Genomic DNA, 12235 nt, shown 5'->3' on the forward strand with positions numbered 1-12235 from the left:
CGCAAGGCCCACCTTAGTTCGTAAAAAAAGCGGGTAAATACCCGGTCAACGCGGGAATAAACACCACGAGCGCAATCGTGATCGCGGTGGCGATCCAAAACGGCACGAGCCGCTTCGACACAGCCGCGATACTCACTTTGGCAACGTTGCAGACGACGAAGATATTGGTACCAATCGGTGGCGTAAATAAACCCCAGCCCAGCGTCATCGTAAAAATCAAGCCAATCTGGTAAGGATCGAAGCCTGCAAGCTTCGCCACGGGAACAAGGATCGGCGCCATGATGATGAGCGCGGGCCCGAGATCCAACCAGAAGCCCATGATCTTCAGCACCAGCACAATGATGCCGATCGTGCCGTACGGTCCTGCATGCAGGCCGGTAATCCACGAGGCCACGGCTTGGGGAACTTGTTCGACCGTCAAGATCCATCCGAAGGGCGTGGCCGCGGCCATGATGATCATCACCGAACCAGTGGTGATGACCGTATCCCGGATGGCCGGATAGATATCCCGCCAGGAAAGCGCGCGATAGAACAGGCATCCGACCAATAAGGCATACACGACAGAGAGCGATGCCGCCTCGGTCGGTGTGGCAATGCCGCCAATGATGGCGCCCAGCACGGCGACGGGCATCAATAAAGCCGGAAACGCCTTGCCGATATCGCGAATCACGGCGCCGGTCACGAACGCATGGGTCGCACGTGGAAATCCGTTGCGCCGCCCCACGACGTAAGCCGTTACCATGAAAGCCAACGCCAGCAATATCCCAGGAAGAATGCCGGCCATGAAAAGACCGCCAATGGAGGTGTTGGTGATCACGCCATACAGAATCAGAATCACGCTGGGTGGCACGACGATACCCAACGTACCGGATGCGGCGGTGATGGCGGCGGAGAAATCGCGCGGATAGCCACGCCGCTCCATTTCCGGAATCATCACTTTCGCGACAGTACCGGTATCGGCCGTCGCGGAGCCTGTCAAACCACCATAAACAAGCGCCGTTACGACATTCACCAATCCAAGCCCACCGGTCAAACGACCAAGAAAGTGCTCTGCAATATGCATGATCCGCGTCGTCAGCCCTCCCCGATTCATCAGTTCACCGGCGAAAAGGAAGAGTGGGATAGCCGCAAGCGTTTGCGAATCCGCGCCACGGATGGTTTGCTGCGCAAACCAGGCCAGCGGCATGCCCAGATCGCCAAAGGTCAACGCGGCCAGACTGGCTCCGAACATCGACCAGACTATCGGCAGCCCGAGAATCAGCAATAGAAAAAATACCAGGAAAAGTATCGCGACCGTCATCAGCTATGGTGTCCGTCCGATGCCGTGGAAGAAAATGCGACGCGCCATTGTGCAAACAAACGCAGCAGCGCAAAGATTGCTAGCGCGATAGCAGATACCAGTAGCGCGGTAATCGTCACCCAGCCGGGCAATCCCAGCACCGACGTATGTACGCTCCCAGCACGTTGGCCAAAGGCGATGCCACTGGCCACCAGCCAAACACTGACCAGTAAGAGCATCAGTGCGCCGACAATGGCAAGACGACGTTGCCAACTTGCGCTGAACTGCGACAACACGCCATCGAAATGGACGTTCTGATTATTTTTCTCGGCAACGGCTGCACCGATGAATGTCACCCAGATAAAAGCAATGCCTGCCACCTCGAACGACCACTCGAAACCGGGCACATGAAAATATCGCGCGATCACGCCACACAGCGTCGAACCCAACGTGACGAGAAACGCGATCACGCCGATAACGGACAGCACGCGGTCAATTCCCCCGCCCGACTCGGGCGTCGGCCGCGCGGCAGGATCATCCGGCGAGATAATCGGCAAAGGATTGACGGGTACCAGCGCGCTATCTGGCGATGGGTTATTTTCCATTGGCATCGTGTTGTAGCGTGCTGATGAGCGCGCTGCCCCATGTCTTGGAAAACTGCGCATAGATCGGCAGCACGGCTTTCTGGAAGGCGGCGGTATCCACGTCGTTGAACTTGACGCCCTTGGCTTTCAGCGTAGCGTCCAGTTTCTGATAGCTCTGTTCAAGTTGTGCGCGATACCAGGCCGTTGTGTCGATCACGGCTTTATCAAGCGCCGCACGATCCGCCGCTGGCAATGCGTCGTACTTGTCTTTATTCATGTACCAGTAGTTTGCCGTCCAAACATAGTTCGACATGCTGACGTACTTGGCGACCTCATACCATTTCTCGTCTGAGTAGTCCCGCAGCTCCGGCTCGGCCCCATCCACCACACCTGACTGCAGTGAGGTGTACACCGTACCCAATGGCAGCGATTGCGCCAATGCGCCAAGTTGCTTGATCGTCGCCAGAATAACGGGATTCGCTGGCGTTCGAATTTTAAGACCCACCATATCGGCAGGCTTGTAGATAGGCCGCTTCGTGTTCGCGAACTGCCGGAAACCGGAATCCAGTGCGCCCAGCATTTGATAACCGCGCGGTGCGCCAATGCTCAAGAACGTCTTGCCAGCAGCACTGTCCAGATAGTGGTGTACTTGTGTGGCGTTTGAAAACAGGAAGGGTAAAGACAGCGCGTTCAACCGGGGATCAATTGCATCAACCGCCCCGCCAAGTCCGATGTCGATCGAGCCATTGCCCACACCGTCGGCAATGGCAACCTCATCCCCTAATTGCTCGCTCGGAAAGTCCTTGATGATCAAGGAACCGTGGGTGCTGTCCTTCACCTCCGCGGCAAATCTTTGAATGGCTTGATCGATCAGACTTCCAGGTACGGAAGCATGTGCGAGTCGAAGCGTCTGCGCCGCAACAACCGGCGATACGATGCTCACATTGGCACTGACGAATGCTGCAGTGCACATCAAACGCAGCAGACGCAACTTCGACGATTGGTGAAAAGACATCGCAACCTCTCCGGCAAACATATAGGAACGGGTAATATCGCGAAGTCTACTTTGTCAAAATCTAACACCTCACGACAAGTAGCTATCGTCCAACAACAAAATGTTATGCTTTCCACGCGCCCCGACGCGTGTGTTTAAGGCGCATGGATTCAGCTCCCTGTTTGCCCCGTGCTTTTTTGCCGCGTTCTTCAGCCGGACCTCTTGCCGCCATGCGCCACCTTGATACAGACGCCCTTGCAACCTTTATTGCCGTTCATGATTTGGGCGGATTCACGGTTGCCGCAAATCATCTTTTCAAGACGCAGGCTGCCGTCAGCCTGACCATACGGCGATTCGAAGAGCGGCTGGGCCAAACGCTCATCGACCGAACCCAGCGCGGCATTGTCTTGACCAAGGCCGGCGAAACGTTACTGACGTATGCGCGTCGGATACGTAAGTTGGAAGACGAAGCCTTGCGTGCCTTGCACAACCACCATGTTTCCGTGCCGGTACGGGTAGGAATGCCGGACGACTATCTGGAACGATTCAGCAACCAGGTGATTCGGCGCTTTGGCGGTGTGTCTGTCTTCCCACGCGTGGAAATCGTGTGTGACTTTTCCACTACGCTGGAAACGCTTCTCGCAGAAGGCGCGCTGGATCTCGCGATTGTCACCCGCGATGAAAAACACACCATCGGTGATTTTCTGTTCAGCGAGCCACGACATTGGTGTTGTGCCAACGGTTATTTCCCGGAGCGGCAGAAAACTATTCCGCTGGCGTTGTTCACGGAACAGTGCCGTGCCAGACCATTAATCCTGCGCGATCTGGATGCCGCGCAGGTGCCCTGGCACATTTCCTATACGGCGAGTCACTTGCCAGGCGTGCTGAGTGCGGTGCGGCTAGGGGGCGCATTGACCGCGCTTCCGGCGTCGGCGGTACCCAAGGACTTCCGTGTCTTGGGCGCGGATGACGGCTTACCCGTGCTCAGTGATATTGAGATGGCACTGGTCCACGCGCGGAGCGAACGTGCCGATCATGTCGGCGTTCAGGAAGTGGCGGCGTTTATCCATCAGGTCGCGCCGATCGTGATGGCCTCGGCTTGATTGTAGCGCTTCAACCAGATCGGTATTGAAACAGCACTAGGACCACATCAGACGATAATCTGGCGCAATGCGCGCTTCACCGCGACATAACCGATATGCTCCTGCTCCAAACGCAGGTAAACGCCAGGACGTAAGCGCTGATGGCGCAAGTCATCGTAAAGCCGTCCTTCTTCAAACGTCAATCGTTGCAAATCTGCCGTCAATGGCGAGGCCTCGACACCCCACGAGTCGGCATACGCATCGAACGTCAGGCGATCCATTAAGATCGAGGATACCGCGTGAAAATGGCGACGCAGCTGATTCAGGATTGCAAAACCATGGGTATCGATATCACCCCAATAATGCATGGCGCACCGATCCAACCAACGCGCTTGCGCCAAGGCATCCCACCTATATCCAGCGCCAAAGACCACGATACTCTCTGGCACAGGCGGAAAAATAAGTAAAAGTGAAAATATGCAACGACGCAGGCTCTTTCGTGAGCCTTTGTTAAAACCCGTGCGTCTGGTGGGGCGGATTGTTAGATTGGTTTCATGGACGAGTGGCATCTGGTCCTCGTCGGCCTTAACAAAAAAGGAGCCAATGCATGAAGAAGATCGTTGCTGCGGTCACCCTAGCCGCTTTGAGTGCCTTGCCGATTTTGGCCCGGGCGCAGTATGCACCGCCTCCTCCGGACGTCCCACCGCCGCCGCCACCCCATCATCGGCATTGGGAGCCGCCGCCACCGCCGCCTCCTGGATACGGGTATGAGCGCCGCGATGCGCCGGTTCCGCCGCCTCCCGGCTATTGATGTGACAATGTACATGCAGGATCTGTGGGCCTGAGCATTTACACAAGAACCATCTTGAAGAGGAGAGCACATGAAGAAGATGCTGATTGCCGTTGGTTTGGTAGCGGCGTGGATCGGCGCGCCGTTCGCCGCGTCTGCCCAGGACGCGCCGCCACCGCCGCACCACGCAAAGCCGCCGCCGCCTCCCCCGCCACCGCATCACCATCGGCCGCGCCATCGGAAACCGCCGCCGCCGCCTCCGCCCGGTCCGAATTCGTAATGCCTGGTGCACAGATCACGATCCGTGACCTGTGTGCAACGACACATTGATTTTGGAGAACACCGCATGAAAAAGATCCTCACCGTGCTGGGCTTGTCCATTGCTATCGGCGGCTTACCAATGCTTGCCGCGGCGCAAGACGCGCCTCCGCCCCCGCACAAATCGGCGCGACACAAGCCGGCGCCGCCGCCTCCGCATCATCACAAAAAAGCGCCACCGCCGGTAAACCCGTGATATAGCACGGACTCGTGGTGAAAAAGTAAGCATTGCATCAAAGCCTCTTTCATCACGATATCAATGTGGTCGCGCTGTCGAATTTCCAGTGACCGCAGACGATAGAAGGCAAGCCGGTTCGGATGCGTTGCCCATGCATCCGAACCGGCGATTTAGGCTATGCCGGCCGAACATCCGCCTGAAAACGTGCCGCCGACATCATTTTCCTTGATAATCCCGAGTCCATATCGGTTCATCTCGATGTCGACGATCATCCTGGGCCATCACTTCCCGCGGCCAACAAAGGCACGATCACATCGCTGATTGGCGTCGGCACGCCGTGCGTTTGCCCGACCCGGCGAATGATGTTGTTTCGGATGTCCCATTCGAGAGGACGCCCGGCCAGCCGGTCGGCCAGGATCGACGTCCCCAAGTCAGGAGGCGCGTTTCGGAACCCCTCCACCACTTCTTGCGCGGTTTGATCGCTTAACTTTGCACCTGCCGCTTGTGCAACCTCAAGGCATTCTCGTGCGTAAGCGAGCGCTAATGCCGCGATGTCTGGTCGAGAGAACATCCCGGCTCGCCTCCCAGTTAGAACCATCAAGCCAGCGACCGCGTTTTGCAGCAGCTTGCGCCACGCTACAGTCGGGAAGTCGGAAACCGCCTCGACAGCGCATCGTGTCCCATGCAACGCCGCACGTACGATCCCTGCTGCCGGATCGTCTGGCACAACCAGTCGCGGTGCATTCCTTAGCCATACAGATCCATCAGATTCGCGTTGCGCAGGGAACCAAACGACAGATGGCACGATGGGATTGCGAGGCAAACGCGCGTGAAAAAGCGTCGTCTGCTCCACACCATTTTGCAATACGCAGACAACTGTATCGGCGTGACACAATGCGGGAAGCCAAGCGGCAGCCGCGTCGATTTGCGTGGCTTTGACTGCAATGAAGACCAGATCAAATCGGGTCTTTACGTTTGCCGGATCGGTCAGCACAGGTCCGGGGATAACGACGCGTTCGCTGTCGAAGCGAAGGATCAACTGCTCATGGGCCGTGCGCCCGCAGATCACCGGCGTGCGTCCAACCTCGTGGAGCGCTGCCGCTACGGTGACGCCGATCGCCCCCGGGCCGACGAGTGCAATGCTAAGGTTTTCGGAAATTGTCATGGTCGTTATTCGTTCTTAGAGATCGTTTCAAAAAGACCGCCAGGGGGCTGTTAACCTTTTCGGCAAACTGTTAACCTTGGTCGTCTGAACAAGTGGAACCAAGGTCTTGAGCCACGCATGCGGCGCTCCCGCTTTCGGGCCAGGTTTTGGCGATACGGCCGGTGATCTTTGCATGTGCGGCAAACAGGGCCCCGAATTTATCGCACCACCGCCGTATTGATTCGTAGCTGACGATCACGTCTCGCTCGAGCAATAATTCTTCGATGTCGCGCAAGCGCAGCAAGAAGCGAAAGTACCAGCGCACCGCTAGGCTGATGATGGCAGGTGGGAAACGATGGCCGCGGTAAATAGACGAGGTTTTCATTTGTCAAGCTTACCCGAACGCCTCGACAACGTGACAATGCCCATCCGAAAGCGCCATTGACCGGAGAAGGTTTCCGAATGGTGCGCCGCCGACGCCGAGCGCGGTGACTGCCAGTCCTGTCCCGCCGATCTGGCGTGACTCTATCGATATCGCCATGGAGGGATCTCCGTATGTTGGATAGCGACCTCTTGATCGGTATCCGACATTGCGATCCAGAGGCCGACCGAGGCGCCGCAAAAGCGCCGAAAGGACTCGAAGTCGTCCGGCGTCATCGATTGGCTGGCTGCAGTTGCGCCCGCCTGCGTGCTACTGGTCAATCGGGCAACTTCATGAACTCGACGGTGTGCCCTTCAGGCCCGCGAACATAGACCACTCGCATTCCATTGGGCATGGTTTGCGGCGCGCCAAGTCGCATCCATCCTGCGTCCTCGACGCGGCGAAGCGTCTCGTCCAGATCCGAGACCGCGAAGGTCAGGTGTGCCGACCCGACGTCACAACTGCGAGGCTGGTGGATCTTGCGATCGACCGGTCCCCTGTACTCGAGCAATTCAATCTGATAGCCGTCCGGAGCGGTAACGATAGCGATTTCGATATCGGCACCGGGTACGCCAACGACGTTCTCGATCGAGGGACCTGCTCCAAGCGTCTTCCGTGCCGTGAACTCGAAGTCCAGTGCGCCGCACCAGAACGCAATTGCATCGTCAAGAGACGACACGGTGAGACCGGTGTGGACCGTGCGAAGCACGGTCGTCTTCTGTGTAGTTGACATGGTTCTACTCAAGCAATCAGTTGACCACCGCTCGCATCAAGCACGGTTCCCGTCAGATAACCGCACTGCATCGCGAAGATGTACGCGAGCGCAATTTCTTCAGGCCCGGCAATTCGCTTCAGCGGCACGACCGCCGCAATGCGCTGCACGAACTGCGACTTGAGCTCGGGTTGCATGGCATCGTAAGTGGTGGTTGCGGTAACTCCGGGTGCCACCACATTGATCCGCCGTGGAGCAAGCTCGCTGGCCAGTTGCCGCGCACAGGCCTCGATTGCGGCATTGACGGATGAAATCGCCGAATGGTTGGCCATGGTTCCGCGGCTCGCAACCCCGGAGGTCAGTGTGAGGGTACCGTCTTCTGCCAGGTGCGGAAGCGCCGCCTTGATGATTCGGTACTGGCTCAGATATTTGCCGTTGAAGTACTCGATGACCGCATCGAGACTCATCTTGTCTGCTGTGGTATCGATGCCCAGTCGCGCGGCCGACTCATGCACCGTGATCGCGACATGGTCAACCTTTCCAACGGCGTTGAAAAGCTCGACCAACGACGCTTCCGATTTTGCGTCGGTGGCCAGGTATGTCGCGCCGCGTAGCTCAGCGTTCACTGGCGTTTTGCCACGCGAGGCAATGAAGACCGATGCGCCAAGATCCTGGGCGATTCGCGCTACGTCGAAGCCGATACCGGCGCTACCACCGATGACGAGAACACGTTTGTCTTTAAGGCTGGTTGAGGTCACGGGGAAACTCCATGTTGATATTTACTGCGCTGTATAGCGCCCATTGGCGACGTACCAGTCGCGGGTGCTGAGCCTTGATTTGTCACCGTACCGCCGGACGATCGTCGCGAGCATTTCGTTGATATGCGCCGTACGTCCGGACAGATGCAACAGCCTGTATTCCTTACCAACCTCTGATGGTTCCGAGGCCAGAAGGGTTTTGTCGTCACAGTCCGGGCCGAACGTATTGGTACCGATTGCATGGGCATTCACCTCGAGGAACTCACCTCGCGAGATGGAGCGCAGGTGACTCACAAGCCTACGCCGTCAGTACTGTCAGCCAAGGCGATACCAAATCCGGCGACCCAAGCCCGTACCTCGTGTGCGGAATTGCCCGCTACCTGGCTGATGTAGTCGTCGTCGCTCTGCTCCAGCTCGGCCCAGCGCTGTCCGCTCACCCGTTCCAGGAATCGCCGATCCCATTCCGGGTTAAGAGGCTTCACGTCCGCATTCCCAGCGGCGAGGCGACGGGCTGCATCCATCAGGCGACGCAATCTCGCCTCGGTGAAGGGGCGCTCAAAAGCTGTATCAGACACGATGCTCCTTCGGGAGATTGGATTCGGCTCAGGACAAAGAGCCCACTTCGAAAGGGTGATATGTCCTTCCACAATAAATCAGCGCACGCACTCGAAAGGCCCGAATGCTTGTTGTCTGCCAAGGTCACGAGTAAGTGCCGGAGTAATCTGGCGCTCAGTGTGCGCGAGTCTGCGCTTGGCGGCCTACCTATTTTTCGGTACTGTGCACAGAGTGCACAGTACCGAAAAATGATGTCTGGCTAGACAAACGACGGAGACCCATGTTGGAAGCAGATTCTTCGACCTACAAGCAGGTGCAGGGTCTGTCCCGAGGGTTGGCGGTCCTGAAGGCGTTGAGCGACAGTTCTCATGGGCGAGCGCCTCTGGCTGACATCAGTGCGGCAACCGACTTGCACCGAACCACGGTACGTCGCCTGCTGGAAACCTTGCGGCTTGAGGGCTTTGTCGAACGCTCAACAGAAGACGGTATGTTTCAGTTGACCCTCAAGATAAAGCGCTTGGCTGACGGGTTTAGCGTCTACGACAAGGTGGCCGAAGCGGCCGAACCGATCCTTCGTGATCTCTCGGCAGAGGTGACCTGGCCCTGTGCGTTGGCTACGCCGGATGAGGACTGCATGGTGATCCGGCAGTCGACTCACAGCCAGAGCCCGCTGTCCTTTCATCGCGGCGCGCTTGGCCGCCGGCTGCCGATGTTGATGACCTCAATGGGCCGTGCATACCTTGCCTTCTCGAAGAAAACGACACGCGAGCACACCCTGTCTCTGATCGCTGCAAAATATGAGCAGGGGGAAGTCCCGATGATGTCTCTCGCGACGTTCCGACAGATATTGAACAAGACCCAGGCGGACGGCTATGGTTCTAACTATGGTGAATGGCAGGACGACAGGAAAGTAGCGGCAATCGCCGTTCCGGTGATGAGCAGACATGGTGCGGTAGTAGCTTGCGTGAACGTTGTCGCGATTACCCGCGCGTTGAAGCCAACGCAGTTGGGGGATCGATTCCTGGCGCCATTGCGAGCTGCGGCGGCCGCACTGGAGAGGGTCATTGAATAATGGAGAATCCGGTGTCGGGTCGTGTCAGATCGCCAACAACCTCGGGCCAATCCATCAAGCCATTCGACAAGCCAGCAGCCCAGTAACTCGAACGGGCCAGCCAATTTGTATTTTCTCGCCACTCATAAAAACTGGCGATTAAGCGCAATCGTGGTCATTGCTAGCGTCGCCCTGCGTGGCTTCGACGCGGTGTCCGGATAATTTGGCCCTTGTTTTTTGCACGATCGTGCGGCGCACCCCCGGTTGAGCCTGGAAACACATTACGCCAGCGAATGGGCGCGTGTTACAAGTGCGGGAGTTACGTGAGAGCCTGGAAAATGGCATTGTCACGTTGATGATGATTGAGCGAAAAAGAGGCGCTTCACGGCCATTGTTTAAAACGCAGACGGATTTTGGCCCTGGAGCGTCAAGTGATGCCACGATTCCAATCGGAGCGTAAGCTCGCGACGATGTTCGGCTGCACAAATCAGGTGTCGTTTCAGAGCAAAATGCTGTCGAATCGGGCCGAAATTCGAAAGGAAGCGCTGTGCTCGTCGCAAATCTCTTAAGAGACCGTTTCAAAAAGACCGCCAGGGGGCTGTTAACCTTTTCGGCAAGCTGTTAGCCTTGGTCGTCTGAACAACTGGAACCAAGGAGATGGGCGCACCGATAATAGTACGTCCCCTTTACGCGAGATAAAGTAGTTATACATGGCATGCAAAAATTGAACGGGTGTATGTTACACCGGCCACAATCGTTTCACATGTCATTGAATTTGTTGAATTTCGAGTGAATTCAACGAGGTATTTTGGTGGAGAGGAGGAGGATCGAACTCCCGACCTCCGCATTGCGAACGCGGCGCTCTCCCAGCTGAGCTACCCCCCCAAGCAAGCGATCAGTTTAGCACAACGCTTATCCATTTCAAGTAAGCGACGGGCGCGTAGCGCACCGCAAAATCAGCCGTTGGATACCCGTCATACAAACCTTCTCGCCAAGGCAATCAAGTCAATCCTCCCGGCGAACGGCCCATTGCCAATCACACGCCGTCCCTCTGGAACATCACTTACTCGGCGCCCCTTCCAGCACCCATTGCACGATCGTATGGGCATCGGCCTGACTCAGCCCAGGATGGGAAGGCATCGGCACCATACCCCACACCCCCGCCCCGCCCTTGATCACCTTGGTGACCAGTTTGTCCTCGGCCGAGGCATCGCCTTGATACTTCTTCGCGATGTCTTTGAAAGACGGCCCGACAAGCTTCCGATCGATAGCATGGCACCCCATGCACGAGTTCTCCATTGCCAACATCATCGCGGTACTGGCATTCGCTGCCGCCATCGCCGGCATCGCCGCCATCACCACAACCGCGGCGGCGATCCATTTCACAAGCATCTTCTTCATGGCCGACTGATTCTGAATTTATAGGGGACAACGGCACGGCGTGTGTCTCATGGCAAGATTGCCGTCACAATTACGTAACGGTAATCTTGCCAGGACGCGACTTCTTTTACGGTAACTTGGTCGACTTTGGATTACCCGCAACTGGAGAATGTGCGTCCCCCACTGGGGCCGGCGACTGTAGTTGCTCCGACGTCACACCGGCGCTCGGAATCGCCCCGGTGGTCACGCCCGCCGTATCGGCGTTGCTCACACCGGCACTCGGATCCCCGCCTGGGGTCGCTGACGTACTGTCCGGACTGGCGTTACGTTCCGGCGAGGTTGCCATGAACGCATCGTCGGTGGTCTTCGACGGCAATATGTATTGATACGTCTTCACCACCTGCACCACGCCCGGTACGCGGCTCGCGATATCCGCGGCGCGGGCACCCTCGGCCCGCGTGACCAACCCCATCAGATAAACGACCCCGCGCTCGGTCACCACCTTGAAATTATTCGCCGACAGATGCTTGTCCGCGATCAGGGATGACTTCACCTTGCTCGTGATGAATGTATCGTTCGAGCGCACGCTGACCGTGCTGGCCGGCTGCACCGACAGTTCGTTCACGATACTTTCGACATCGGCAACATTGCGAATAATGGCCGTCGCATAGTCCTTGGCCTCAGGCGTAGGCACTTCACCCACGACCAGTACGCGACGATTGAACACCGCGACGTCGACATGCGAACCTTGCGGCAAGTCACCGGCCAACTGGGCTGCCGACCGGATCTGGATTTCACGATCGTCGGCCTGCGTTCCCACCGTTCTACGGTCCGTTGCCACCAACGCGCCACCGCCAGCACCAGCCGCCGCGCCGATCAACAACAGCGGGCATCCCTGCAAAGTCGCGGCGATACCGAACGCGACGAACGCACTTGCCACCCCTCGAACCACCCATCCGCGTCTGCCGCGTGTTGCCGTCATCTGTGCA

General features: G+C 57.5%; 17 protein-coding genes, 1 tRNA gene and 2 pseudogenes. 5 read left to right on the forward strand and 15 right to left on the reverse strand.

The genetic code is table 11. The features are described from left to right. Positions 1–13: 13 nt before the first annotated feature. The 3 genes from WM40_RS04700 to WM40_RS04710 are packed head-to-tail and all read right to left on the reverse strand — an operon-like array spanning position 14 to position 2878. Entirely contained in the window at positions 14–1300 is a 1287-nt protein-coding gene (locus WM40_RS04700) for a TRAP transporter large permease (protein WP_024903570.1), read from the reverse strand. Further along, positions 1300–1884 carry a TRAP transporter small permease gene (locus WM40_RS04705; RefSeq protein ID WP_024903571.1) on the reverse strand — a complete coding sequence of 195 codons (585 nt, stop codon included), beginning with the start codon at positions 1882–1884 and terminating at the stop codon, positions 1300–1302. Before WM40_RS04705 ends, WM40_RS04700 begins: the two co-directional genes overlap by 1 nt. Further along, positions 1874–2878, reverse strand: coding sequence for a TRAP transporter substrate-binding protein (locus WM40_RS04710; protein ID WP_024903572.1), 1005 nt, complete (start codon positions 2876–2878; stop codon positions 1874–1876). Before WM40_RS04710 ends, WM40_RS04705 begins: the two co-directional genes overlap by 11 nt. Before the next feature lie 209 nt (positions 2879–3087). Between WM40_RS04710 and WM40_RS04715 the strand changes: the two genes are divergently transcribed. Next, positions 3088–3960, forward strand: a complete 873-nt coding sequence (locus WM40_RS04715) for a LysR family transcriptional regulator (protein WP_024903573.1) — start codon at positions 3088–3090, stop codon at positions 3958–3960. Between the two features lie 47 nt (positions 3961–4007). Here WM40_RS04715 and WM40_RS04720 read toward each other — a convergent pair whose 3' ends face one another. After that, positions 4008–4508, reverse strand: coding sequence for a DUF2220 domain-containing protein (locus WM40_RS04720; protein ID WP_082102431.1), 501 nt, complete (start codon positions 4506–4508; stop codon positions 4008–4010). A gap of 38 nt (positions 4509–4546) precedes the next feature. Between WM40_RS04720 and WM40_RS29920 the strand changes: the two genes are divergently transcribed. The 3 genes from WM40_RS29920 to WM40_RS29925 all read left to right on the forward strand — a co-directional run bounded on the left by WM40_RS29920 (position 4547) and on the right by WM40_RS29925 (position 5243). Further along, positions 4547–4750, forward strand: a complete 204-nt coding sequence (locus tag WM40_RS29920) for a hypothetical protein (RefSeq protein ID WP_081764929.1) — start codon at positions 4547–4549, stop codon at positions 4748–4750. Between the two features lie 70 nt (positions 4751–4820). After that, a complete protein-coding gene (locus WM40_RS04725; RefSeq protein ID WP_024903575.1) occupies positions 4821–5009 on the forward strand; it encodes a hypothetical protein in 189 nt (62 codons plus the stop codon). A gap of 66 nt (positions 5010–5075) precedes the next feature. Further along, positions 5076–5243, forward strand: coding sequence for a hypothetical protein (locus WM40_RS29925; RefSeq protein ID WP_157685026.1), 168 nt, complete (start codon positions 5076–5078; stop codon positions 5241–5243). Between the two features lie 250 nt (positions 5244–5493). Here WM40_RS29925 and WM40_RS04730 read toward each other — a convergent pair whose 3' ends face one another. The 7 genes and pseudogenes from WM40_RS04730 to WM40_RS04755 form a co-directional block, all read right to left on the reverse strand. Then, positions 5494–6390 carry an oxidoreductase gene (locus tag WM40_RS04730; protein ID WP_046152274.1) on the reverse strand — a complete coding sequence of 299 codons (897 nt, stop codon included), beginning with the start codon at positions 6388–6390 and terminating at the stop codon, positions 5494–5496. A 178-nt stretch (positions 6391–6568) separates the two neighbouring features. Next, positions 6569–6754 (reverse strand): annotated as a pseudogene (locus WM40_RS04735) (IS6 family transposase); the annotation flags it as partial. 9 nt (positions 6755–6763) lie between these two features. After that, on the reverse strand, positions 6764–6910 hold the full coding sequence (locus WM40_RS29930) for a hypothetical protein (RefSeq protein ID WP_157685707.1): 147 nt from the start codon (positions 6908–6910) through the stop codon (positions 6764–6766). 157 nt (positions 6911–7067) lie between these two features. Continuing rightward, positions 7068–7523, reverse strand: coding sequence for a VOC family protein (locus WM40_RS04740; protein ID WP_046152275.1), 456 nt, complete (start codon positions 7521–7523; stop codon positions 7068–7070). An 8-nt stretch (positions 7524–7531) separates the two neighbouring features. Further along, positions 7532–8260, reverse strand: a complete 729-nt coding sequence (locus WM40_RS04745; protein ID WP_046152276.1) for an SDR family oxidoreductase — start codon at positions 8258–8260, stop codon at positions 7532–7534. Positions 8261–8281: 21 nt separating this feature from the next. Continuing rightward, the gene (locus WM40_RS04750) at positions 8282–8554 is read right to left on the reverse strand and encodes a hypothetical protein (protein ID WP_046152277.1); all 273 of its coding nucleotides are present in this window, start codon (positions 8552–8554) and stop codon (positions 8282–8284) included. Further along, positions 8551–8835 (reverse strand): class III extradiol ring-cleavage dioxygenase family protein, encoded by a 285-nt coding sequence (locus WM40_RS04755; protein ID WP_046152278.1) that lies wholly within the window; start codon positions 8833–8835, stop codon positions 8551–8553. The genes WM40_RS04750 and WM40_RS04755 overlap by 4 nt, the downstream gene beginning before the upstream one ends. A gap of 263 nt (positions 8836–9098) precedes the next feature. Here WM40_RS04755 and WM40_RS04760 point away from each other — a divergent pair, with 263 nt between their 5' ends. Further along, entirely contained in the window at positions 9099–9887 is a 789-nt protein-coding gene (locus WM40_RS04760; RefSeq protein WP_157685708.1) for a DNA-binding transcriptional regulator, read from the forward strand. A gap of 374 nt (positions 9888–10261) precedes the next feature. On the opposite strand, the pseudogene WM40_RS32745 reads toward WM40_RS04760, so the two are convergent. From WM40_RS32745 to WM40_RS04775, 4 genes and pseudogenes are all read right to left on the reverse strand, one after another. Then, positions 10262–10432 (reverse strand): annotated as a pseudogene (locus WM40_RS32745) (IS6 family transposase); the annotation flags it as partial. A gap of 243 nt (positions 10433–10675) precedes the next feature. Beyond that, positions 10676–10751 (reverse strand) — tRNA-Ala (locus WM40_RS04765). Positions 10752–10925: 174 nt separating this feature from the next. Beyond that, positions 10926–11267 (reverse strand): c-type cytochrome, encoded by a 342-nt coding sequence (locus WM40_RS04770; protein WP_096349151.1) that lies wholly within the window; start codon positions 11265–11267, stop codon positions 10926–10928. A gap of 106 nt (positions 11268–11373) precedes the next feature. Further along, on the reverse strand, positions 11374–12228 hold the full coding sequence (locus tag WM40_RS04775; RefSeq protein WP_046152333.1) for a BON domain-containing protein: 855 nt from the start codon (positions 12226–12228) through the stop codon (positions 11374–11376). Positions 12229–12235: the final 7 nt, after the last annotated feature.

Origin of the sequence: Robbsia andropogonis, assembly GCF_000970345.1 — a bacterium.
Classification (GTDB): domain Bacteria; phylum Pseudomonadota; class Gammaproteobacteria; order Burkholderiales; family Burkholderiaceae; genus Robbsia; species Robbsia andropogonis.